This is a genomic window from Stygiolobus sp. CP850M, from assembly GCF_037389425.1.
Classification (GTDB): Archaea; Thermoproteota; Thermoprotei_A; order Sulfolobales; family Sulfolobaceae; genus Stygiolobus.
The window spans coordinates 16,644-39,444 of the sequence record NZ_JBBHKR010000078.1; the positions used below are offsets into that span (position 1 = coordinate 16,644).

Genomic DNA, 22,801 nt, shown 5'->3' on the forward strand with positions numbered 1-22,801 from the left:
ACTCAGACGTTAAATACATTTTATGATAACACCTACAATTTGTCCTTTTTGTGGAGTTGGTTGTGGCTTATTACTGGACGTCGAGAACGGGAAAGTAGTTAGGGTTATCCCAGAAAAAGATCACATAGTCTCAAAAGGGAAAATTTGCGGTAAAGGGGCTACAGCCCACAAGACTTTATACTTACCCGGCAGGTTAACGAGGCCCTTAAAGAGGGTCGGAGACTCGTTTGTAGAGGTCGGGTGGGACGAGGCTTTAAGCGAAATAGCCGAGAGGATAAAAGAGGTCAAGGAGAAATACGGAGGAAAAGCTATCGCTATTTACGGAGGTTGTCAGAACACATTAGAGGAGGTCTACTTGATGTCAAAGTTAACAAGGTTTTTAGGGAGTAATAATGTAGACTCGTGTGCTAGGATTTGCCACGAGCCCTCAGCTACAGCGTTAAAGGAGGTCGTAGGAATCGGGGCTTCAGGTACTTCAGTAGAGGAAATACCTAACGCAAAAGTATTGGTTATCGCGGGCGAGCAGATAACCGAGAGCCACCCGGTGTTGACAGAGTACTTAATGGAGGCTAAGAAGCACGGGACGAAAATAATAGTAATCGACCCGAGGTTTACGAAGACGGCTAAACTCGCCGACTTATACATCCCGGTGAACCAGGGTACTGACGTCTACTTGTATAACGCTGTCGGAAACTACTTAATACAGAACGGTCTTTACGACGAAAAGTTCGTGAAGAGTAGAGCTAAAGGTTTTGAAGAATACGTGAGGAACGTGTCACGCTACACGTTAGAAGAGGCTGAGAAGGTAACGGGAGTCCCCAAGGAGCTTATTATCAAGTTCGCTGAGATGATAACTACGAAGCCGACGATCTTCTCATGGGGTTTAGGTCTTAGCGAAGGAGGAGGGGTTAACGCCGTAAGGGCTTTCTTAAACTTGATGTTATTGACGGGTAACGTAGGGATTAAAGGGGCAGGTCCCATAGTATATAGGGGACAATCCAACGTACAAGGTTCGGGTGACTTACTGAAACCGTGGATTTTACCCAACGGACCTTTAAACGAGGAAAACGCTAGGAAACTGGGAGAACTGTGGGGTTTTGAAATACCTTTAGAAAAGGGTTTGACCGTGACGGACGCTCTACTTACCGAAAACGACATCAGGGCAGTAATTTTAGTCAACTATAACGTCGCCCACAGCTTGCCGAATAAGAGCAAGGTAATCAAGAGGCTTAAGGAGATGGATCTGGTCGTAGTTTTAGACTCTTATATGACAGACACTGCGAAACTAGCCCATTATGTTTTGCCGATCGCGATGTGGGCGGAGAGTGAGGGTTCCGTAGTCTCGTTGGACAGGTTGGTCAAGTGGAGGTATAAGACAGTTGACCCTCCCGGTGAAGCTAAACAGTCTTTATGGGTCTTGGCTGAACTGTCCGAGAGGTTGGGACTTAAAGCAAGTAAAGACCCTAAGGTCGTATTCGAAGAGATGAAAAAAGTCGTGAAGTTGTATTCCTCACTGAAACTTGAGGACGTTATGGACCACTCTAAAAACAGCAGGTATCCTAACGGTGAGGCTGTACTTTATGAAAACAAGTTCTATACTTCCGATGGTTTTGCTCATTTCATACCGGTTGAGTATAGGCAAATTAACAGAAAAGGTATCATCCTCATCACGGGTAGGATAGTTACTAAGTATAACACAGATACGTTAACGACTTTCATGAACGGTGAGGAGGATGTAGTGTACTTGAACGCGGAAGACATGAAGGAGATGGGAATTAAGGAAGGGCAAGAGGTTATTTTAAAGAGCGAGTGTGGTGAGGTGACTGTTAAGGCTAAGAGTGATGCGAGTTTGAAGAGGGGATACGCGTTTATGATCAACTCCAGTGACTTAGTCAACTACGTGGTCTGTGATTTGTTAGACCCGGAGACTAGGATCCCGTATTACAAGTCCACTGAGGTCGTTATTTTGCCAAAGTGACTTTTCCTTCACCGTGGAACGGTAGTCTTGGAATCACCTTCTTAGAATAAATCTATAGCTAGAGAATTTTCAAATAACTCAATATTGCCCTAATTATCCTATTTTACCGATTAGACCGAGTCTACCGTCAAGGCAAAGCTTTCAACCTTTAGTAAACGCTGTAGTCCAAGACACAGTATAGTGACTAATCTATTCAAGACGCCACCGTTACAGACGGGACAAAACCTACATATCAACGTGCCCCGTTTCGACTATGAGGCGTCCTCGGCAAACATCTTCCACTTGTGTGTGGGTTTAACTTACATCGCGGAAACAGCTTATATTGTATTTCTCACATAGTCCGAGGTCGTCCCTCAGGACGACACCGTTACTCCTAACGTCCCACGTAATAGGGTTGTTCTTCTCCAGTGCTTTATGAAACTCCTCCTCTGTTAACGGTATTACCTCGAAGTTCGGGGGGAAGTCTAATCCTAACAGCCTTTCTAAAGGGTCACCCCTGAAGTCCCCTATTAAGAGGACGTCAATATCACTCCACACGTTGAAGTCCCCCCTAGCATAAGACCCGATCAGAAAAGCCGAATATCTCCCTTTTAAGGAGTTAACGTAAGCTCTAGCCTTTTCTATTACTTCCCTCCTCTTTCTTTCTCTCTCTGCAATAATGTCCTCCAAAGTCCCTCTATGTAACTTATTATCTCCTCCGCGTATTTAATCGCTTCTTCAGCCTCACCCTTAGTGTAATAGTACTGAGGGGTCTCACTTTGCCACGCGTCCGGGTACCTAGTGGGGATGTATAGCTTGTCCAGGTATTTAGCCTTGTCAATCAAGTCCCCAGGAGCGTTAAGTAAGGACAGTAAGTAGGACACCGTATGACCCGTCTTGGGCTGCCCTATACCGTAAAAGTAGGCCTTGACAACGAGCTCGGCGGATTGCTGTGCCTTGAAGCAGGCCCAGTTATAAAACCCCCCTGCAAGGTCATGTCTGGCACTCTCTAAGGTAAGTTTTCCAGACTTAAACCACCGGTCGAACTCACCAGTGTCGAGCATCGGAGAAAATATGAGTCATAAAATTAAAGCCTTGTCCCGAGCTTTACATAGAAAGGGGTCAAGGGGGCGAAAAGCTTCGCTAGCTGGGATGGATAGCCCCGTGTTTAAATACTCCTTTGTCAAAATTTCATTAATGGCTAGGAGGGGGAATAAGGCGATCAGAGCTACAGTTTCAATGAAGATCGCAGTCTCTGACCCCCTCCTAGTCCTCGTTAATAACTACGTTAAGGCACTCCGTTTCACCCTCTTTTGGTTGAAGGAAAATGTCCTGAACCCGGAAGAGAAGGGAGTGCTTTCGAAAGTCCACGAAGAGTTGTCCGAGAGGTTAAGGGATGAGTATAATCTACCATCAAAGGTTGCTGAGGATTGCTATAGGGATGCTCTCGCGGCGTACAAGGGTTGGTATAATAATCCGAGAAAAGGACGTTTTCCAAGAATATACAAACCTACAGTATGGTTAACACCTAAAGCTAGTTATAATGTTGACTTCGAGAGAATGAATGTTAGAATTATAAGTGTTGGTAAACTCCCAATTCTGGGTTATCCTAGAAACTTGAGTAATAATGACGCTAGAATATAACCTATTCCGCCCCCAATGTAGTTAAAGCTTACTATTGCCGTGGAGATCTCAGTAGACTCAGTAGAGGAGACTAACGTGCTTATGAGAGACTCTAACGGACTACTCGAAACCGCTATGGCAATGAGCAATATAAAGAACGTGACTACACTGACATTCATGGAGGAAAGTAAAATAAAAGTAAAAACTATTAAAGCGTAAATTGCCAATAAGCCAGAGACAACTCTTATTTTTGCAAGACGTTTAATCCCCCTCTTACTAATGACAAACTGGATAATCATGTAAATTGCAGTCTCTAACTCAACGCCTATTAGTATCAGAGAGCTGGGCATACCCATCATAACGCCAAGCTCAAAGACCATTCCCATCCAGAGGTATAGAAAGAACCAGTTGAAGGCTGCCAGTGTCGCAAGGGCCTTAGCTCTCTTGATTAATGATAGTTCTCCAGTGAAGAACTTCGGCTTAATTTCTGTCCTATCGAGGTAAGCAAAGTACAATAAAAAAAAGAATCCTAAGCTTGTAAGGATAGAGAGTATTATCAAGAAAACTAGTTTATTCTGAGTCAAATATGTAACAATAGGGGCCAGGAAGAATGCTAGGCCCTCTGAACCAGAAATTAGTGAGAAAAACTTTGAGGGATCTGATAAGCGCTTAGACCATGTAACTTCCAAACTATATACGTAACTCCCTGTGTACACACCCAATAGGGAAGAAACCAATATCCCAATGAGGTAAACCGTAATGTTGTCGAAGATTAAGGCCAGAGTGACCATTAAGAATAAGGCCAGTAAGTGAATGAACGGTAATGTTCTGAAGAGCCTTTCATTATGGAGAAATAGTGGGAAAAGCCCCCGTGTAACTATTATAATTCCGTAGATTGTGCCGAGGATTGGAGTTGCATTTGTATAAGCAATAAAGTTCGTTGAATATACGGCAAAGGCACCTATCATAGTGAGTAGTGTATCTAGATAGACTAAGTATGAAGTCAGATCCCTCATTAATCTTCCCACTTCATCGCGATTCTCTTAATCGTGTCTAAATATTCCTTGTTAAAGGCTTTACGTATATCATCTTTTCTTACATTGTAGAAATATTTCACTCTACTAGGATCTTTTAATAGCTTAGGATAAACTGTTTCAAATGGTATTACAAATCCATCAGGTGTAATAACAATCTCAGTTATATCATTGCCTTCTCTTCCGTAATGAATAATTTGGACATCAGTATAATCCTCTAGATGTAGAATAAGTGTGTTCAATAAGGGATCTCTATCTAAATTCTCATTTAAAATAGCTATCTCTAAAAGATCAATATTCTTAAAATAACCTTCCTTTCCTAATTTATCTATAATATCGAAAATAATAAAGTCTTTTTTTGTGTTAATATTTACAGAGATTGCAGATATTCCCGAAGTTAATTTCTTATAATATGATAGTAAACTTAAGGTGTTACGGAATCTTTTTTCAATCATTGCATGATTAGGCATATAATATAAATGAAAAGTAGCCAGTAACCCATATAATCCGTTTTCGCCGAGTATATTGATTTTACTCATATTCAATAAAGTAGCATTCGATATCAATATTGATATTCTATCATGTTTTGAAAGTGAAGTAAGTATATGACTTAAAAGTTTGAAATTTAAGGTTGGTTCTCCGCCACTAATAAAAAAAGGAGTGCTCCTATTAAGAACTTCTGAAAGATTTTCGATTAAAGAGGACCATTCTTGAGATGTTAATAAATCTGAAATATATCTTAGATTATGAAGTTGACAATATGGGCAGTCTAAATTGCATTGATAAGTTAATACCAATGTCACTCTATCTACTAAGTCTATCAACCTTGATCACCAGAGTGTTAAAATTTCTCTCATATGGCAATTAAATGTTTCTCTACGTATCTAGTAGTTACAAAAAAATATAAAATAAAAAATCTTTTTATTTATCTCTTCTTTCGTTATTGTTTATCATTACTATCTCTTTTCTTCCTACTAGTTATTAAGTATATATGAACATATGTTCATATGAGAAAACTTTTTCAAGAAAAGAGAGTAAAGAAAGTTTGAGTAAAAATGAAAATAAGATAAAACAAAACGAATTGAAATGCGAACAATGTGGTGCACCTCTAAGTGAGGATAATATTTACGTTAGAGTGATAAATGGAGAAAAGCACTACTTCTGCTGTTCCCACTGTGCCGACAAATTTGAGGCCAGGTCAAAACGAAAGACCCAGTAATAATAGGCTACGGAGCGGCAGGTTTCGCTTCGCTTATTAAGGTAAGTGAACTGGGAATTAAGTCGGTTTTAATAGGTTATGGCCCTATTGGAGGTACTTGCGTAAACGTAGGTTGTGTTCCTTCAAAGAGATTACTCCATTTGGGAGAAAAGGGAGGAGATTTTTTCTCATCTTTTGAGGACACAAGACAGTTCGTAAGGAAGGCTAGAAAAGAGAAATACGAGGACGTCCTCATTTATTATGACGTGGAATTAATAGAAGGTAAGGCTCACTTTATTTCTCCTCATGAGGTAAAAGTTGGAGATAAAGTAATAGAAGGTAAGAAATTCATTATAGCTACCGGGTCTCTCCTTTTATCCCAGAAATTCCGGGATTAAAAGACTTGGAGTACTGGACTAACGTTGAGGCTCTAAACCCTGATGGGAAAATCTCCTCTTTAGTAATTATAGGCGGTAGGGCTGAGGCATTGGAGTTTTCTCAAATGTACAGAAATTTCGGCGTTAAAGTGGCGATCCTTCAGAGGAGTAAAACTCTTATCCCAGATTGGGAGCTGGAGATCTCTCGAGATACAGAGAGTGTTAGAAGAGGAAGGAATTTACGTAATCACAGACGTTAAGGTTAAGAAGGTAAAGAGGGGAGAAAGTGACAAGCTTGTAATTACGAACATGGGAGACATAGAAGCTGATTAGATCCTCATAGCTGCCGGAAGGAAACCTAACGTCGATTTGAATTTATCCTCAGCCGGAGTAGAACTAAACGAGAAGGGAGGAATAAAAGTGAATGACGAGCTTCAGACTACTAACCCTAACATTTATGCTGCAGGTGACGTAATAGAAGATAAGATGTTGGAAGCCTTAGCTGGTTATGAGGGAACTATAGCAGTGAGGAATGCAATTAAGGGAGAGCATAAGAAGATTGACTTCCTTAATGTTCCTCAAGTGATATTTACTCGTCCAAATTTGACAAGAGTGGGGCTTAATTCCTTTGATAGGGATTTTGATAGTAGAACTGTAAAGATGAAGGACATTGTAAAGGCTCAAATAATTGATGCAGAGAAGGGTCTAATAAAGATGGTAGTGGAGAGGCTCAAAGAGGATAATGGGAGTTCATGTAATGGCCGAGAACGGTGCAGAATTCATAGGCGAAGCAGCATTGGCAATAAAGCATAGGATGACGATAGATGATATTATAGATACAGTTCACGTGTTTCCTACAGTGGCAGAATCGTTAAGGATAGTTGCTTTAGCGTTTTATAAGGATGCGGAAAAGTTAAGTTGTTGCGTTTAATCAAGTATATGTTCGAAACAACTTAAAATACTTTTTATAGGGATAAAATAACTTCGATTTAGTGTAGAAATTCCTAGTTAGAGAAAATCATAAAATATGGCTTTTTTAAGTTATACGGAGTAAATTAAATTATGGAAGAGAAGTTATCTTCGCCTAAGATCGATAGAAAAGCTTACATAAGAGCTAGGATTTTAGAAACGTTAGATGATATTGACGTAGGAATAAACATGTGGCTTGCGGGAAGGACTAGGAATTCTGCTGGGAAAATATTTAATGCAGTTAAAGCTTTGTTATCAGCTTTAGTAACTAAAAACTTAGATAAACTATCGGCTAAAGACGAGTGGTATGCAAAAAGAGGTTATACTGCACCTACTCATGCATTAAAAGGCATTTCCATTGACCTGGCAAAGTTAGGCTATCGGGACGTTGAGAATATAACTAATTTAGCTTTTCTCCTTCACGATTATCAATATAATGGTTTTGATCCAGATTTTTCTAAATATAAAAATAAGGAAGAAGTATTGCACGATATAATTACGCTAGCGAGAGGCATTTTAGACAATATAAAGAAGGAGTGGTTTAAAGAGGAGTGGGATGAAAAGCTAGACGTTTTATATAGCATAGTTACGTCTGATTTAGAGAGAATGGAGAAAAACTCCGTAAAATAATCCTGTAAGCTAACTTGCATGAGAGAGTAACGCTACTTGCTGTTTATCTTTTCATTCAAGTCATATCATTTCGAGCTTAGAAGTTTTTATCTATAATTCTAATGTTTAAATATATGTAGTTAAAGCAACAATCCATAATATAAAGTCGAAGTTGAAGAAATAAGATCCTTGTATTATTCGATTTCATAAATAATTCCTATGTAGCCGAAGTCTGGAAAATCTATAAAAATTCTGTAAGTCTCCTATTCACCTTTAAGAAGTCCAGGACCTAAAATTTTTAGGGAAACCTTTCTTGTTAAGGTATTTCGCCTCAATTGCCATTGCCTCTTTCAACCTTGGAAAGGATAAAGAGTGATGATATCTAAGGATAGGGGATAGCATAGCGTTAAAATTAATTGAAAATAGCCTTTTAGTACCGCAAACCTTCTCCTGAATTTCAAGGTATTTCCTTAATATCTTTCAGTAACTCGTTAGTGAAAACTACTTTGAATTCCAGTTCATAGACTTCCATCTCTTTTCCCTTACCGTTAAAAGTTATTTCTATTTCATTCTGAAAATTTCCCAAATCCTTGATCTTAACTTCACCTTTCCCTTCAGCGTTCATTTTAACTTGACTTTCCAATATTTTCGAAGAAGCTGATAGAAAGACCTTTTTAAAGGACAGCCTGTTAAACAGTTTTAATCTAATGAATTTATAGTTTCCAGATGAGGTTACGCTTTCGGTATATTTTTCCTCGGAATTAAAGGAAATGACATATTGGATTGCTTTTGATGCTGATGATAATCTTTCCTCAATCTCTTCCTGTTTCATTTTACTTTCCTTAGAAAGTAACTTAATTAATGAAGCATCCATGAGTATTTTTTTGAGGTTAGAAGAGTTTAATAAGAGTTATTAGTCAATAAAATCTTCTCGCAGTTTCTAAAGAGTACAAAGGTCTGAAAATACTTTAATTTCAGAACATCTAAATTTCATTCGTGGAGGAGTTAATTAAAAAGGCTGAGGAAGAAGGAATTGATGTTGAGGATATTATAATAAACGCTATTAGGAATAAAAGCGAAGATCCGTCAATTTCAATAAAGTTGAGAATTGAAATCGCCGAAAAATACATTAATGAAGCAAAGAAATATCTTGAAAACGGAGATATAACTCAAGCCTCGGAGAAGGCATATAAGTCTGCAGAAGAGGTAATAAAGGCACTAGGTGAGAAGCTTAATACTAAAGAATACCAGTTAGCAACTAAGGAAGGCAGGTGGTTTACTTATTATTTATCGTCTGTAGCTTCGTTAACGGAATGGAGTAGAAAGGGTTGGTCTTCAGCTTATATTCTTCACGTTTGGGGATTTCATGAAGGTAAATTAGATATAGATACCGTAAAACGTTATATTACAGACGTTGAAGAAATGGTTGATAAGGCTAAGAAGGAACTCCTAAAAGTATAAATTCCTCCTAACTAATCACATATGACAGTTAATCAGGCTGAAATTGAGGAGATACGCAGAGACTGTGATGCTTCTACGTAACTACTCGTTATTTTTAATTACTCCTAAATATCGTTTTTACAAGTTGTTTTTATATAGTATTACCGAAGTGGTTTTTATTGATGATCCCCCTAACTGATGACGGTCACTGCTCATGAGGATGGGAGTGATAAAAGTGTGGACGGGAGAGTAGTGGTGTTTCTCTCGACCAGCCCCAATGGGTGACTGTGTATGATCCCTTAAGAGGGGTGCCCTTGGTGGAATTAAAAGTAAGGAAAAGTTACGCCACGGGTAAACACATTTGCGGTGAACTAGTTAGAGTGTGTACGTCAGGTCTAAAGGGGGGTCAGACTTTCATTGAGGTTTCATGAATTTGTATTCGACCTCTCGTCCTCATTCCCCTTATTTCACTCCCCGTGCCGTCTACGGAAGCGGTAGTTAAACCACTCCCTTCAAGGACATAGGGAGCCTCATCGAACTCATCCTCCCCCTCACATTGCTCATCGAGTTCACTGTAGGGCTCTCTTCTACATGATAGTATGTAACTACAAAATTTATAAACTCTCATGAGAAGAGCTAGGAATGTTAAATAATATCAAATGACATAAAATTCACGGTTTATCGTAAACTTTTGACGACGGCGAACAAGACACTCGTTAACAATTAGTACAGCGTTTTTCCAAAAAGCGTAAATACACAATCAAGTTGAGTACCCGAGAATAACTGAACAGTGGGCAATCCCTTTAGTGAGCTCAAGGTCACTATTTAGACCCTCTCTTCCATTATCATCCTATATAACTCGTACATGTTTACCTCACTGACCTCTTCTATTTCACTACCGGAGTTTACCATTTCCTTAACAATTTCACTAATTTTCCCGTCGTACTTGACCAAAAACTTACCACCACCGTACGCCCTGATAATTTTCACTTCTTGAGGAAAGCTCTTAATGTTACCTTTAATATACACCAAGTTCTTTCTCAGTTCCTCTAGTTTGTTGTCCATTATGATTCTGCCGTCCTTAATGAAAATTATCCTTGTAGCGAAAATCGGTAGATCAGAGATGTCGTGTGTAGAATATATTATTATCCTACCCTCTTTAATCAAATTTATCTTATCGTATAACATCAACCTGAAGTTTACGTCCAAATTCGCTGTAGGTTCGTCTAGTATCAGAATTTTCGGGTTTTGGAGAAACACTCTGTAAAGGCTTAGGAGTTTCTTCTGTCCGCTACTCAACTTCTCGATCTTCATTTGGGCAGAAAGAGGAATGTCGATAGGCTGAGAGGACTCACCGTAGATTTCAGACCAGAATTTGATGAACTCCCCTACCGTGAGAGTGGTTGGCGGTGAATATTCAGCAGGCATATAGCCTATAAGTGTCCTCACCTTCTCCCCTTCTTTGGAGTAGAGGTCTATTCCGTCAACCTCTACCCTACCCTTAATCGGTCTCAAAACTCCGGCTAAACCTCTTAAAAGTGTGGTTTTCCCAGCACCGTTCGGTCCCACTAATGCGACGACCTCGTTCTCGTTCAACGTTAAGGAACTTACTGTAACTATTGTCCTTCCACGGTAGCCGATCTCGGCATCTATGACACTCACTTTCACATGCTCAATAACTTTATTTTAGTTATTTAAACGTTCCTTTAAAGACGATTACGGACTTGTAAGTTAAAATGAATAACTAACCGTTAGCGGCCGAGAGTCGTGAAGATGGAAAAGATGAAGGAGAAAATCTACGAACGAGGGTGAAAGAAGAAGACTTTTAAATTACGACGGTAAAGTTACGGTCTGTTGTGGGCGTATGATAAATGCAATGAGGAGAAATGGCTCGAGAGTGTCGGTAGTATCGAGAGAGAGTCTAAGTGAGATAACTAGTGAAATACATAACGTGCCCCCATCTAGTTCACTCATTCCGAAAGACCTCAAATACTAGCTAAAAGTAGACTATAAACGAAATAAAGTAGCTTACGCAGGCGTGTTATTTACTCACGATGAAGTCCAGGCTAGAAACATCAAGAACTAAATACAAATATGAGATAACCTACTATTACATGAAGTGTCGATGAAGTTATCAATTGACCCCGTTCTTAAGGTGTTCATTAAGAGAGCTTACTTGGAAAATTATGAAAGAAATTTTTACAACGTGATGACTCTAGTTACTGGAGTTGTAGTTTTAATTTTCGTCTTTTCGCTCTTACTCCTCCCTTCTAACGACCTCAACATCCCTAGTAACTCGGCACTATACTCGAGGATATTATACGAAACTTACGGAATCTTTTTACCCCCGTCTAAGGCTGTTGTAGTACTCACGTTAATACCAATTATCATATTCCTCCCTTCGCTATTTACTTTAATTTTATCCTCTTCTATTCCTTACTATTTTCTTTATAATCTTAGGATGAACAGCGAAATCGAAATATTTCTGAGTTACCTGGGAGGACCGAAAAGGGTATTTTCAATAATTATGAAAGCTTCACTAATATTCACCTTGTTCTATTACATGATTTATTACGGGGTAACGACGGTCTTAATCCTCCTATTTATCCCCGTTCTTCTCAGTTCAATTCAGTTCTTAATACTGTTCTACATAGGCGGACTCGTGATAATCTTGCTTACATTACTGTTAGTAATAATACTCAGTTTGAAATTCCCGTCACTGTCAAAGCCCTCCACGTCTTTCGGAAGAAGCGTACCACCGTCGTTAGCTATAGCTTCTCTAGTAAGTGTCGCAGAGTTAGTACTTTTTGAAATAATAAACGCTATGTTCGTATCCTACTCACAAATTACGACATTACTTATCATAGGCTTTAACTCGTCTATCGTGCTAATCTTAGCAGTGTTGTTCATGAAATTCCGAGGTAGCGTTACAGCAGAGGATTTCATAAGCAGGTAATAAGGTTCACCTCCTAAATTAGGACGAGTTAAATTAGGACGAGTTCTACTCTAGCTTTTGAGTCATATTGCTAAAGATAATGAGCCATACACGGGAATAACTGAAGTTTGTGAACGGGAAAGAAATCACGTGATGACACATCACGCCTTCACTCACAGTCAAACCCATTCGTAACGTTTATTACACCTTTAGGATTATAATATTACGTGATAAAGGAACCTTACGCTACTTTACTCAATAACATGCTTAAAATAATGAAGGAGGAGTTCAAAGACGACTTAATTTCAGTCGTAGTTTACGGAAGTGTTGCTAGGGGTGACAATAGAAACGATAGTGATGTTGACTTGCTAATAATTATGAAAAACCTTCCTAAAGACAGCATGCTTAAGAGGATAAGACTATTTGAGACCAAAGTAGAGGATAAGCTGAACTTAGACGAGCACTGGAAGATGGGGTATTACATATCGCTTTCACCCGTGCTAAAAACACCGGAAGAGGCTGAAAAATTCTCTCCACTTTATTTAGATATGGTTTAAGATGCCGTAATACTCTACGACAGAAATTGCTTCTTCACAAGAATATTGCAGAAGTTAAGGGATAGGCTAAAGGAATTAGGTGCTGAAAGGGTCAGGATGGGTAAGAAGTGGTATTGGGTGCTTAAGAAGGACTCAAGATTTGGTGAAACGGTTGAACTTTGACCAATTCGCATATTCTTATATTTCACAAGCTGAAGAAAGAATAAACTTGGCTAGGGTAGAGAATGAAAGGAAGAAGTATAATATTATAGTGAGATTGTGTCAAGAGGCTGTAGAGTTATCACTTAAAGCCTGCCTTAGGCTTGTTAACATAGAACCTCCTAAATTTTACGATGTAGGTCCTATATTGAAAAACAATGCTGATAAATTTCCCCAGTGGTTTAAAGAGAAAATAGATCTTTTCGTTTCGTATTCTAGGTCTTTAAGGAAAGAAAGAGAGCTTTCCATGTACGGTGATGAGGAATCTAACACTCCACCGGAGTTACTGTATTCTGAATATGATTCACAACAAGCGTTAAAGATGGCTGAAGAAGTATTGGACTATGCTAAGAAATTATATGAGGAGAAAAGAAATAGATAGTTTCTACAAAGGTGGTTATTCGATTTAATGTCACTTGTCCCAATAATAGAGTGTACAAGAGTTTGGCCTCCATAATGACTAATAGTCAACCGGCTGATCTGACTTTCTTCCCGCCATAGAAGGGTTCCCTTCCAAAGTGGCTCATCATTCTCGCCATCGGCTCGGACTACATTTGGTGAGCAGTCGAGATGTGCAGAGAACCAAACTCCTTTACATTTTAAAGTACCTGAGGGATTAGTATCCTACGTATCGAGAAAAGGGCTTCTTTATTGCTGGCTCTCTTTATTAAATTTAGTGTCAAGGGAATACATTGTTTACCCATTGACTAAGCATACATCTTTTTCACGTGTTAGAGAGTAAAGCTAAACACAAATGTTCTACCCCATTTTCTCTACATTTTTTAAGAAAATACTCTTCGTTAAAGTCATTACGAGCTTTGGAATACTTTATGACGTCCTTAGCTTTTAGGACGTCTTTCACCCCCCTCTGTTTAGAAGATATTACGTAAAGTACTGCTAAATCTTCTGGTGAAGTTATGTAAATCCTTCCAACACCTTTGATTACGGCCTGCCTCCTCTTAGAGAGGAACTCTTTGGTTATGTTATACCCTGGAGGTTTAACTAAGTCAACCTTTATATCGTCGATAATCATTACGTATTGCCAATGTCCTACGTCATTGGGAGTTATTTTGTATTGTGAAGATATATACTCGATCAATTCCGCTAACCTCTCATAATCATCTAAATCTACCAAGAAGTCTATATCCAAGGTCGTCTCAGGTGGTGCATAAAAGTTCCTTGCAAACCTACCTATAAGTGCGTAATCCGGGTAGAACCTCTCTATTAGTCTCACCGCTTTTCTGAAAGCGTTTTTGTATTTCCATTCGATCTCCAAAATTCAACACCCAAGCTTAATGAAAGTAAGACGTACTCGACCTTGGTCATATTCGTTTCCCTATCTAAGTAATAGTTTAAGTAATCCCTTACCTCGTCGTCGCTAACCTTATATTCTCTCGCAATCGTAAACAGCTCTTCCCATTTCTTTAACCCCTCTTTTCTTCCTAGGTAATACCTCTTTGGTCTTTTACTTAATTTGTCCCACATTGTCACGTAAATGTAATCTCCTTTAACTTGGATTTTCATTACTAAAATATACTATGAATTCATAGTATATATGCATTCATAAACGATTAAAGCTTAACCACATATTGCGGAGAGTAAGCCAGCACGTGAAAATCACCCATGACGGAATATTATATCCGGAGTCCTGTAGTTTGGGGGATTTTAGTAAAAGAAATTAATACAAATAGAGACTGAGATAAGATAGGTTTTAAAGTTACTTTTTCTTATTTTTAAGAAGAGTAGGGATTATCCTCTACATGTCAACCATCATCTTTAGAATAATGAATTTACAAAAGTTCTAGAAGATATCGAGATGGCAAGGAATTGTTAGTATAGTATTAATGATGTTAACAACGACCCTCACCAAGTATGTTGAACTTAACAGAAGTTTCATTGGCATTACAATATAACCTTAATCAGATAAGAGAAGTAGTAGTACAAAATATAATATTGGAAGGTTAAAAAGGAACGAAAAAACTGGCATCTCTGATAAGTTCCCTATTAAAAAAGTAGGAATTGAAATAAAATCTCATTAGTTTTTCCAATAAGTAATCCCGGTCTAACTAGTTAATTAATATTTAAGGTATGGAATTACAAGCTTCCACTCTACAAATTTTATGTTTACTTCAATTTTTACATTTTTATAATATATTAAGTATTACTTCAGACTGTGTAATACGTCATAAGATTAAGCTCGTTAATCTCCTCCAGAAAGTATTGTATAACTATATCCCCCCGTCTCGATAACGAAAAGATATTTTACAATTACTTCAATACAACCTATATAAATTATTTACAAACAATACTCTAACCTTTACAATCCGATATTATGATCACTAGTGGAAAGTATTAGAAAAAGCTTATAAATACTAAAAGCATAAATATATTAAAAATATGAGATTTCTAGATAAATAGTCCTAACCCACTTAATTTATATTACTTGATAAAATTGGACAACACTGTCTCCAGTTGTACCGTAGTCTTTAGAACGTGTAACTTTACATAAAAATTTTCCTAAACTAAAAACGCTAATAAACTAAAGTGTTAATACTCTCGTTACTCTAGTAAAAACAAGAGAAAATATTTAAAACAAAGAGGATAATATAACTTCTCTTATCATAATGACAATGAGTACTCAATACTCATTGATAATGTTCCCTCCGGCTAATTAGGGCTATCATCTTACATAATTTTTATTAATATATTATATGGACAAGACTCTGTCATAATAGAAAGCTGATATTCCTTGGACACTACCATTAATTAAGGATAATATCATTTTTAAATTTAAAACTTTATTATTTAATACATAGAAAGTATATTCATAATAAATTCTATTTTAGGTATAAATATCTCATAGCTTAACTCTGAATACAATATCATGCATTCATGATTTATTGATCTGCTGTTGAGTATAAGGACTTTTAGAAAGATGTAATTGACGTTTATAACAAAGTGAGACCGCTCTACGGGTGGAAAGATAAGGCTTATATTAGGAAGAGAATGAAACTAACTTGAGAAATTATTTATTTACACAGAAAGGGGTTAAGGGGGTGGGGGGCCTCGCCAAGGGGAGGATAGCCCCCTTATATTTAAATACTCCTTTTTCTTAAATTTCTTTTAATGGCTAGGAGGGGTAATAAAGCGATCAGAGCTACAGTTTCGATGAAGATCGCTCTCTCTGATTCCCTCCTAGTCCTCGTAAACAACTACGTAAAAGCACTCCGTTTCACCCTATTTTGGTTAAAAGAAAACGTTCCAAATCCTAATCAAAAGAGAGTATTAGGGAAAGTCCACGAGGCGTTGTACACAAGGCTAAAGGGAGAGTATAATTTACCATCAAAGGTTGCAGAGGATTGCTATAGGGAAGCTCTCGCGACGTACAAGGGTTGGTATAATAATCCTAAGAAGGGTAGGTTTCCAAGAGTATACAAACCTACGGTGTGGCTAACACCAAGGGCAAGTTATAATGTGGACTTCGAAGCAATGACTGTTAGGATAGCTAGTGTTGGTGAGCTACCAATCTTAGGCTATCCCAGAAACCTCAAGGACTATCTGAGTTGGGAGATGAGGGAGGCTAGATTAGTAATTAAGGATGGGAAGGCTTTTCTAAACGTGGTTTTTGAGAAGCCAAGGGAGGAGAGTGTTGAGCTAAAGGAAAGTATTGCTGTTGATGTTAATATGAATGAGATAGTTGTGGGGAAGGATGATACTCATTATGTTAGGATCCCAACTCGCCTTGATGAGGTTCACCACTGGAAGTCTTTAGCTGAGAATCTACAAAAGAAGTACCCTAGGATGTGGAGGGAGAATAAGAGGATCTTGTATAGAGTTCGTTCTTTCCATCAAAAGGCTAAGAGGATTATGGAGGATTTTGCTAGGAAGGTTGGTAAGTGGGTTGTTGAAGTAGCGAGAATGATTGGTGCTAACGTCATCAAGTTGGAGAGTCTTAAGAACCTTATCAAGAATGTTGATAGATTGCCTAAGGAGTTTAGGGATAAACTGTACTTAATGCAGTACCGTCGTTTGCAGTATTGGATTTCTTGGCAAGCTAAGAAGCACGGCATGGTCGTTGAGTTCGTTAATCCCAGTTATTCTTCAGTCTCATGTCCGAAATGTGGTAAAAGGATGGTTGAGGTTTCTCGTCGTTGGTTTAGGTGCAATTGCGGTTATGAGAATGATCGTGACGTTATTGCAATCATGAATTTAAACAGGAGAGGGTCTCTGACCCTCTCGACTGCCCCTCAAATGAGAGATGTAAACCCGAACCGATGAGGGGAACCCTCGCCCCTTCCAGGGCGGGGGGAAGTCAGAGTATAAGCCTAAATTATTATATAATTTTTAAGGAAATTGGACTCTGTAAATTACAACCTTAATTAACTATAAATACCTCTTAAACGTAAAGGCTTATTATGAAAACTTCTGAGATATTAAGGGAAAAAGTAAGAGAGCTATGGGAAAAATACGTTAAACATGAATTCGTCAAGCAAATGAGGGACGGTACCCTACCGTTAGAGTCCTTCCGTTATTATTTAATTCAGGATTCTAAGTACGTAGAGGTAATGTTAAAGAGTATAATGAGGGCCTCCTCATTTGCGCCTACTAACCAGGCTACTAAAGTCCTATCCTCTATACTTTCAACGAGGGATAAGGGAATGGAAGTACACAACTATCTCTTGGATAAGCTAAACATAACTCACGAGGAAATAATGAGGACTGGATATAACTTAGCAAATTATGTATACACTCGTCACTTGTATTATTACTCCACTAAAGGTTGGAAGGAGTTTTTATCAGCTTGGTCTCCTTGCATGTGGGGTTATTATGAAGTGGGAAAGTTCGTTATAGAGTCCCCAAACCAACTGTATTCTAAATGGGCTGAGTTTTATGCTTCAGAGGACTATAAAAGGAGAGTTGATGCGATCCTTGAAGCTTTAAACTCATATGAGTTTAACGAAAACTTGCTAAAACCTTTTTCTGCAAGTGTTAGGTTTGAAATACTGTTTTGGGACTACTCCTTAAGAAGGGAAGAAACACCTTTTTACGAGATCACGTAGTTTTGGTTAAGCCTATTTCCTCACCACACTAGAAAGGCTAGGGTTTCCCTCATCTATTCAGAGTTCCATGTATAAAACTATTCTTCATTAATACACGATACACCAGTTCTTTTTTAATTAGAGCTAATAAAAACTTACCGCGTAAAGATTTAGCTCTTAAGTGATTATGTGTTTTTAGGACAAGACGTAAATTAAGAAGTTAAATTTACGTAAAACTTCATGGTGATTATGACTTCACATAAGAAAAAGCTTAATAAAAAGAAGTCAAGAAAAACACGTGGCTGTTAAGTTTTACTCTCATGAATTAAAGCTTTTCATAGTCTCTGTCCTCTCGTTCCTAACAATACATTATTCAACAACTTTTTACATAACATTTCCGTATATACATAACCTACCTTATCGTGAGGTGATAGACGTAATCGTAAATCTTGTGGTCTATTCTTTCGTTCTGTCCTTACTGACTTATAAGCTCTTTAGGGGGAACGAACTTGGAAAATACTACATCATCTGGTTCTGGTCTATATTCCTTAACTACTACTTTTTTGGTGTTTCCCTCTATTTCCCTTTTCATCTAGGTATATTTACCGGTGTAACGTCTGCTTTATTATACTCTATCCCGCCATCGCTAACAATGTCCGCAGTAAGGATCAAGAATAAGGCTTTTACTGGGTCTTTACCTACTCATCAATTATGGGCTGGTACAGTAATGTTCGCTTCACTGTTTTTACTCTCCCTTTATACTGGGATAATTATTAATACCTTTATTTATGGCGCACTAGCTGGGCTTTTACTGTCTTTCATAGCTGTGGGGACTAGGCAGACCATGATAAATCTTTCATTAATACCTTTATTCATTATAGCCTTTTATTATTCTGGCGACTCAATATATCACGTAACTCCTCTTACTCTCTTACTTGTTTTCGGGAGTTCTCTCCTTATCTTCTGGGTATCTATGAAGCCAGCACTCATGGTCAATCGCTTCACGGGTGAGGTTACTCCATTAGGAGTAGTATCTTCTATTTCTTTATCGTTATTCTTTCCCATATTAGTCCTAGCTTTGTGGTTTGTAACACGGATTGTAACTGTAGCATTTAAGCACAGTGATTACATTTCGCCCCTCACGTTGTCAACGATCCCTATAATCTTCTTACCTACTGTAATAAGTAGCACTGTAACGGACTATTTTAGGGGAAAAGAGCTTAATAAGATAACAAGGTATTACGGCGGTGAAGCAGGGACAGGCATAATTGGCGGAGTAGGTCTTGCCGACGGTTTATGGCTAGACTTAGTAGGGGTTCTGACATACTACTTAACGGTACTTAAATTCGGGTTCATTGACGGCACCATACTTTATGCGGTAATAATAGTCCCAGCTATTGCAATTCTCTTACGTTTTGCTTAGTTGGGTTCCTTCCAGCCATGAAGGGACGAGGCTTTTCAACCTTTTGTAATAAGAGTATTACATGAGTTAGTTAAGCCAAAGAGTAAATAGTTTGCTAGAAGGGGTGTTAGGATGAGTAGTAAGAAATTTAGCATGCTAGGGAGAATGATAATGAGTCTAATCGAATCTCCAGTATCTCCAGAAGCTAGAGGAAAAGCTATTAATATAACATCTGGTACAAAAACTGACGTTGTTTTGTCCCTAAGACTGTAAATCTTTTACGTAACTACTCTCTATCTTTAATTACCTCTAATCCCCTTAAGAGAGTGTCCTAGGTGCAAATAATTGAATAAATCTATATACAAGTTTATAGATAATTATTCAAAAGTAAACAAAATTAGCTGAGAAATTTTATGAGTATTTACAAGAGCTTAAGGACAACCCAGAAAATTATACCACAATATTGTATCAAGAAGTTAAGTTAGAAGATGCAAAGAAAATAAAGTGGTAAGATAATCCCATGTTTTTAGCCCTTGAAGGGAATAAGGTTGTTAGATCATTGCAAGTTATAAGAGGCAAATATTTTGGCATTGCTAGACAAAATCATGTTAGCGAATTGGCTTATTCAGTATCTAAGGAGTTCAGAGGGAAAGGATTAATTTACGCACCATTCTCACACGCTTTAGATAACGTGAAGTTAAAAATAATAACCGTTTGGGTTGATGAGAGGAACATAAGGTCACAGAAGCTTTTAGAGAAATTAAACTCCACTAAACTAGGTAAAATTGACGAGTTCATGTACTCCTTGAGAGAAAGGATTTATGTAAACTTATTATTTTGTGTAGGGAACGCTGATTATGTACTAAAAAGAGCCAAAGAAGAGTTAGAAAGAAGGGGATTAAATATTTAGATAGTTAAGCTTAATTATTGGTAATTCGATTATCTTTTGGTAAAAGATGGAGAAAGTGGTAATAAAGAGAGTTGACAGCCAAGGAAGGATAGTTATACCAAAAGAATGGAGAGACAAGTTTAACACCGATGAGTTCATCCTAGTTCTAAAAGACGATAGGATTGAGCTTTACCCCCGTGCTTCAAACTTAACAAAACTTATTGATAGTATAGATGTTGAAGAATTGCCAAGTGATTGGCATGAGCTTAAACGTAAAGTTTATAGATTCTAACGTGTTCATTTATGCAATACTTAAACCAAAACGTTCAGTCAATGAAAAGATTAAGAAAATGAAAGAGAAAGCAAAGGAAATACTGGCAAAAATTGATAACGGGGAGGAAAAAGTTCTAACTACTGTAGTCCACATCTCTAAATTGCTAACGTAATTGAGAGTTTATCTAACCTCACAACCTCAATTAAGGTTATTGAAAACATAATTAGCAATGAGAATATTATCATAAAACAAGTCACAGTACAAGATTATACTGAAGCTGTTAAAATAGCCGATGAGGAAAACGTTAGCATTAATGATGCTCTGGCTTATGTTGTAATGATGAATAACGGTATTAACGAGATTTACACTTTTGATGAAAAACATTTTAAGAAATTAAATGTGAAGATTTTGTGAATATCTGTAATATTTTTATGTAATTATTCATCATTTTTAATTATTTCTAATCTCCGTTAATGTGATAAGGTAAGCTAAAGTATGGAAACGTATTTCAACTTAACTACATAAGTTTTATATTATAATACTGAACCCTGTATAGCATTTATTGGGAAAATCTTTGCAGTTTGAGGGATGCTTGAAAACTTTTTAAAAACATCCCTAGAGTGTTCAATGAAGTTCTTCATCTTCTTGGTGTACATTACAAAGTGATCAATTAACCTACATTATTATTCTCCTTGATAGAAGACGGTGCTTCTTTAGCGAAGTTATCGGCCCCATAAATCCCCCTTAATTTTCCTCAAACACAGTATATTACCTCCACGTATTAATTATGAACCTTTTCTCATAAATACTTCACATTTGGTAAAAAGGTTTAATTTTAAGGTGCGAAAAAACTCTCATTATTTAACGTCATGAGAATCTCTAGTGACCATTACACCACGGTAAGCTTAAGTTTTCCGACACAAATAATATACCGTGCAGACTTTTACCGTGAAGGAGGTCATTTATCACATAACTCCTCACGGTAACTTTAAGGAGTACAGAGAAGTAACCGCGACTCGTTATTTCACGAGGCATGGATGGACTTTAACTAAGGTAGATGAGGACAAAGTCCCAGAACACGAACCATGTACTTCGTATAGGTCTCCAGCAGTAGATCAGTTTTCCAAAGCCGAGGGGATCAGAATTACGGAAGGTTATGCTATTTCTAAGTTACTCACTCGTGCAGTTGACCAATGCGTAGAAGAAAAAGTCGTCAACATCGTGGAATACAAAGGTGTTAAGTTCTCCTATGCTGGAGACCCCTCTGATATCCCCACAGTAATAGACTACCTAAGGGGCACGGTTAAGGAGACGGCACAGTCAAGGGTGTTTAGCTTAGAACGGACTTATGGTATTTTAGACCCCGAGGTAACACTTCATCTTTTCCATCACGTTATATTTATGTTGAGGGCTGACAGACCTACGTTAAAGCTAGAAGAGAGGTTTTCACAGAGTGTGACTTTAATAGACGACCCGTTGAACCAGGAGCTCATCGGTTTTTCTACATTTGATGACGAGGGGGTGAGGACTAGGAGAAAAGAGGTCATTGGAGACGGTTACGTATTAAGTTATTTAGGAACACTAAGTAGAGGTCAGCCGGGTAACGCCAGAGGGGTGATCCCTAAGCCAGATTACTTCAACCTAGTCGTTAAGAACGGGGACTGGAGTTTAGAGGAGTTAAGGGAGGAGACGAGAGAGGGGTTGATTATAACCGGCGTTGAAAGGAGTGAGTTAGTAAAGAACAGTATAAGGATCTTTCCAAGAAGAGTAACGCTGATAGGAAAAGGGGATATACTGGTCAGAGAGATAGCTATCCCTTTACAAGAGCTCGACACTATTGATGCGTTGACTAAAGAAGTTAGGAGCGGTTATATTGATGACCAGCACGGAGGTATAGCCCCTTTTTTGAGGATGAAGGTTAGACCGATAATATATTAATTGATGATGCCACAAAACTATAAATGAGTGACACTGGTATATTCAATCAAAATACACTACGTTAGTTTAGAATCTCTCTAATCCTACTTATGTATCTACTAATCTACGTTGACTTGGCTGAAGTTACATCAATTCTTTTCCCCCTTTTTAAATGTTATCTTTTCCTCATTAGAGTAGGCATTAAAGCTACATCAGTGCCTAAGAGTTCAACCTGAGGCGAACGTAACGGGTTTATTGACTTTACACGGTATCATTGATTAAGTTTGGAGTTAGCATCGTAAATTGCAAAGAGAGACTTAAAAAAACGAGTTATATGTGAGGCTACTTTTTATTAAAATCCTTTTATATATACGAAAGTTAAT

At 37.9% G+C, this 22,801-nt stretch carries 23 protein-coding genes and 3 pseudogenes; 18 read left to right on the plus strand and 8 right to left on the minus strand.

Going from position 1 to position 22,801, the window contains the following annotated elements; genetic code table 11:
* Positions 1–22 precede the first annotated feature (22 nt).
* Positions 23–1,978 (plus strand): formate dehydrogenase subunit alpha, encoded by a 1,956-nt coding sequence (gene fdhF / locus WIW89_RS09945; RefSeq protein WP_337720646.1) that lies wholly within the window; start codon positions 23–25, stop codon positions 1,976–1,978.
* A gap of 294 nt (positions 1,979–2,272) precedes the next feature.
* On the opposite strand, the gene WIW89_RS09950 is transcribed toward fdhF, so the two are convergent.
* Positions 2,273–2,647 carry a nucleotidyltransferase domain-containing protein gene (locus WIW89_RS09950; RefSeq protein WP_337720647.1) on the minus strand — a complete coding sequence of 125 codons (375 nt, stop codon included), beginning with the start codon at positions 2,645–2,647 and terminating at the stop codon, positions 2,273–2,275.
* Positions 2,602–3,021 carry a HEPN domain-containing protein gene (locus tag WIW89_RS09955; protein ID WP_337720648.1) on the minus strand — a complete coding sequence of 140 codons (420 nt, stop codon included), beginning with the start codon at positions 3,019–3,021 and terminating at the stop codon, positions 2,602–2,604. Before WIW89_RS09955 ends, WIW89_RS09950 begins: the two co-directional genes overlap by 46 nt.
* Positions 3,022–3,154: 133 nt before the next feature.
* Here WIW89_RS09955 and WIW89_RS09960 point away from each other — a divergent pair.
* Positions 3,155–3,577: pseudogene (locus tag WIW89_RS09960) on the plus strand (RNA-guided endonuclease TnpB family protein); the annotation flags it as partial.
* On the opposite strand, the gene WIW89_RS09965 reads toward WIW89_RS09960, so the two are convergent.
* Both WIW89_RS09965 and WIW89_RS09970 read right to left on the minus strand, forming a co-directional pair.
* Entirely contained in the window at positions 3,562–4,596 is a 1,035-nt protein-coding gene (locus WIW89_RS09965) for a hypothetical protein (protein ID WP_337720649.1), read from the minus strand. The pseudogene WIW89_RS09960 and the gene WIW89_RS09965 overlap by 16 nt on opposite strands.
* Positions 4,596–5,438 carry a radical SAM protein gene (locus tag WIW89_RS09970; protein ID WP_337720650.1) on the minus strand — a complete coding sequence of 281 codons (843 nt, stop codon included), beginning with the start codon at positions 5,436–5,438 and terminating at the stop codon, positions 4,596–4,598. The genes WIW89_RS09965 and WIW89_RS09970 overlap by 1 nt, the downstream gene beginning before the upstream one ends.
* Before the next feature lie 221 nt (positions 5,439–5,659).
* On the opposite strand from WIW89_RS09970, the gene WIW89_RS09975 reads away from it, so the two are divergent.
* The 3 genes and pseudogenes from WIW89_RS09975 (at position 5,660) to WIW89_RS09985 (ending at position 7,788) form a co-directional block, all read left to right on the plus strand.
* The gene (locus tag WIW89_RS09975; protein WP_337720651.1) at positions 5,660–5,833 is read left to right on the plus strand and encodes a transcriptional regulator; all 174 of its coding nucleotides are present in this window, start codon (positions 5,660–5,662) and stop codon (positions 5,831–5,833) included.
* Positions 5,833–7,120, plus strand: a pseudogene (merA, locus tag WIW89_RS09980) (mercury(II) reductase). Before WIW89_RS09975 ends, merA begins: the two are co-directional and overlap by 1 nt.
* Before the next feature lie 131 nt (positions 7,121–7,251).
* The gene (locus WIW89_RS09985) at positions 7,252–7,788 is read left to right on the plus strand and encodes a PaREP1 family protein (protein ID WP_337720652.1); all 537 of its coding nucleotides are present in this window, start codon (positions 7,252–7,254) and stop codon (positions 7,786–7,788) included.
* A gap of 436 nt (positions 7,789–8,224) precedes the next feature.
* Here WIW89_RS09985 and WIW89_RS09990 read toward each other — a convergent pair whose 3' ends face one another.
* Positions 8,225–8,641, minus strand: coding sequence for a hypothetical protein (locus WIW89_RS09990; RefSeq protein ID WP_337701719.1), 417 nt, complete (start codon positions 8,639–8,641; stop codon positions 8,225–8,227).
* Positions 8,642–8,763: 122 nt separating this feature from the next.
* Between WIW89_RS09990 and WIW89_RS09995 the strand changes: the two genes are divergently transcribed.
* Positions 8,764–9,228: a PaREP1 family protein gene (locus WIW89_RS09995; RefSeq protein WP_337701721.1), complete on the plus strand. Its 465-nt coding sequence runs from the start codon at positions 8,764–8,766 to the stop codon at positions 9,226–9,228.
* Between the two features lie 804 nt (positions 9,229–10,032).
* On the opposite strand, the gene WIW89_RS10000 is transcribed toward WIW89_RS09995, so the two are convergent.
* A complete protein-coding gene (locus WIW89_RS10000; protein ID WP_337709468.1) occupies positions 10,033–10,875 on the minus strand; it encodes an ABC transporter ATP-binding protein in 843 nt (280 codons plus the stop codon).
* Between the two features lie 457 nt (positions 10,876–11,332).
* Here WIW89_RS10000 and WIW89_RS10005 point away from each other — a divergent pair, with 457 nt between their 5' ends.
* The 3 genes and pseudogenes from WIW89_RS10005 to WIW89_RS10015 all read left to right on the plus strand — a co-directional run bounded on the left by WIW89_RS10005 (position 11,333) and on the right by WIW89_RS10015 (position 13,279).
* Complete coding sequence (locus tag WIW89_RS10005; protein WP_337720653.1) at positions 11,333–12,163, plus strand: hypothetical protein; 831 nt, start codon at positions 11,333–11,335, stop codon at positions 12,161–12,163.
* A gap of 206 nt (positions 12,164–12,369) precedes the next feature.
* Positions 12,370–12,861 (plus strand): annotated as a pseudogene (locus WIW89_RS10010) (nucleotidyltransferase domain-containing protein).
* Entirely contained in the window at positions 12,851–13,279 is a 429-nt protein-coding gene (locus WIW89_RS10015; RefSeq protein WP_337720654.1) for a HEPN domain-containing protein, read from the plus strand. The pseudogene WIW89_RS10010 and the gene WIW89_RS10015 overlap by 11 nt, the downstream one beginning before the upstream one ends.
* A gap of 342 nt (positions 13,280–13,621) precedes the next feature.
* Here WIW89_RS10015 and WIW89_RS10020 read toward each other — a convergent pair whose 3' ends face one another.
* Positions 13,622–14,173: a hypothetical protein gene (locus WIW89_RS10020; RefSeq protein WP_337701734.1), complete on the minus strand. Its 552-nt coding sequence runs from the start codon at positions 14,171–14,173 to the stop codon at positions 13,622–13,624.
* Entirely contained in the window at positions 14,128–14,421 is a 294-nt protein-coding gene (locus WIW89_RS10025; protein WP_337709459.1) for a hypothetical protein, read from the minus strand. Before WIW89_RS10025 ends, WIW89_RS10020 begins: the two co-directional genes overlap by 46 nt.
* 1,602 nt (positions 14,422–16,023) lie before the next feature.
* Between WIW89_RS10025 and WIW89_RS10030 the strand changes: the two genes are divergently transcribed.
* The 9 genes from WIW89_RS10030 (at position 16,024) to WIW89_RS10070 (ending at position 22,439) form a co-directional block, all read left to right on the plus strand.
* Positions 16,024–17,175: an RNA-guided endonuclease TnpB family protein gene (locus WIW89_RS10030; RefSeq protein ID WP_337720655.1), complete on the plus strand. Its 1,152-nt coding sequence runs from the start codon at positions 16,024–16,026 to the stop codon at positions 17,173–17,175.
* A 137-nt stretch (positions 17,176–17,312) separates the two neighbouring features.
* Positions 17,313–17,957, plus strand: a complete 645-nt coding sequence (locus WIW89_RS10035) for a TenA family protein (protein WP_337709457.1) — start codon at positions 17,313–17,315, stop codon at positions 17,955–17,957.
* Positions 17,958–18,234: 277 nt separating this feature from the next.
* Positions 18,235–19,359 carry a hypothetical protein gene (locus WIW89_RS10040; RefSeq protein ID WP_337720656.1) on the plus strand — a complete coding sequence of 375 codons (1,125 nt, stop codon included), beginning with the start codon at positions 18,235–18,237 and terminating at the stop codon, positions 19,357–19,359.
* 111 nt (positions 19,360–19,470) lie between these two features.
* Positions 19,471–19,611 carry a hypothetical protein gene (locus WIW89_RS10045; RefSeq protein WP_337709452.1) on the plus strand — a complete coding sequence of 47 codons (141 nt, stop codon included), beginning with the start codon at positions 19,471–19,473 and terminating at the stop codon, positions 19,609–19,611.
* 286 nt (positions 19,612–19,897) lie between these two features.
* A complete protein-coding gene (locus WIW89_RS10050; RefSeq protein WP_337720657.1) occupies positions 19,898–20,248 on the plus strand; it encodes a GNAT family N-acetyltransferase in 351 nt (116 codons plus the stop codon).
* Positions 20,249–20,294: 46 nt separating this feature from the next.
* Positions 20,295–20,519, plus strand: a complete 225-nt coding sequence (locus WIW89_RS10055; RefSeq protein WP_337701746.1) for an AbrB/MazE/SpoVT family DNA-binding domain-containing protein — start codon at positions 20,295–20,297, stop codon at positions 20,517–20,519.
* Entirely contained in the window at positions 20,488–20,673 is a 186-nt protein-coding gene (locus WIW89_RS10060) for a hypothetical protein (RefSeq protein WP_337709447.1), read from the plus strand. The genes WIW89_RS10055 and WIW89_RS10060 overlap by 32 nt, the downstream gene beginning before the upstream one ends.
* Before the next feature lie 71 nt (positions 20,674–20,744).
* Positions 20,745–20,915: a type II toxin-antitoxin system VapC family toxin gene (locus tag WIW89_RS10065; RefSeq protein ID WP_337701848.1), complete on the plus strand. Its 171-nt coding sequence runs from the start codon at positions 20,745–20,747 to the stop codon at positions 20,913–20,915.
* 519 nt (positions 20,916–21,434) lie between these two features.
* Complete coding sequence (locus tag WIW89_RS10070) at positions 21,435–22,439, plus strand: metallopeptidase TldD-related protein (protein WP_337720658.1); 1,005 nt, start codon at positions 21,435–21,437, stop codon at positions 22,437–22,439.
* Positions 22,440–22,801: the final 362 nt, after the last annotated feature.

Excerpts from the sequence above, each read along its gene's own strand:
- fdhF (WP_337720646.1), top strand. The coding sequence starts at position 23 with ATGATAACACCTACAATTTGTCCTTTTTGTGGAGTTGGTTGTGGCTTA.
- WIW89_RS09955 (WP_337720648.1), bottom strand. The coding sequence starts at position 3,021 with ATGCTCGACACTGGTGAGTTCGACCGGTGGTTTAAGTCTGGAAAACTT.
- WIW89_RS09965 (WP_337720649.1), bottom strand. The coding sequence starts at position 4,596 with ATGAGGGATCTGACTTCATACTTAGTCTATCTAGATACACTACTCACT.
- WIW89_RS09985 (WP_337720652.1), top strand. The coding sequence starts at position 7,252 with ATGGAAGAGAAGTTATCTTCGCCTAAGATCGATAGAAAAGCTTACATA.
- WIW89_RS09990 (WP_337701719.1), bottom strand. The coding sequence starts at position 8,641 with ATGGATGCTTCATTAATTAAGTTACTTTCTAAGGAAAGTAAAATGAAA.
- WIW89_RS10005 (WP_337720653.1), top strand. The coding sequence starts at position 11,333 with ATGAAGTTATCAATTGACCCCGTTCTTAAGGTGTTCATTAAGAGAGCT.
- WIW89_RS10025 (WP_337709459.1), bottom strand. The coding sequence starts at position 14,421 with ATGAAAATCCAAGTTAAAGGAGATTACATTTACGTGACAATGTGGGAC.
- WIW89_RS10030 (WP_337720655.1), top strand. The coding sequence starts at position 16,024 with ATGGCTAGGAGGGGTAATAAAGCGATCAGAGCTACAGTTTCGATGAAG.
- WIW89_RS10035 (WP_337709457.1), top strand. The coding sequence starts at position 17,313 with ATGAAAACTTCTGAGATATTAAGGGAAAAAGTAAGAGAGCTATGGGAA.
- WIW89_RS10045 (WP_337709452.1), top strand. The coding sequence starts at position 19,471 with ATGAGTAGTAAGAAATTTAGCATGCTAGGGAGAATGATAATGAGTCTA.
- WIW89_RS10055 (WP_337701746.1), top strand. The coding sequence starts at position 20,295 with ATGGAGAAAGTGGTAATAAAGAGAGTTGACAGCCAAGGAAGGATAGTT.
- WIW89_RS10060 (WP_337709447.1), top strand. The coding sequence starts at position 20,488 with ATGAGCTTAAACGTAAAGTTTATAGATTCTAACGTGTTCATTTATGCA.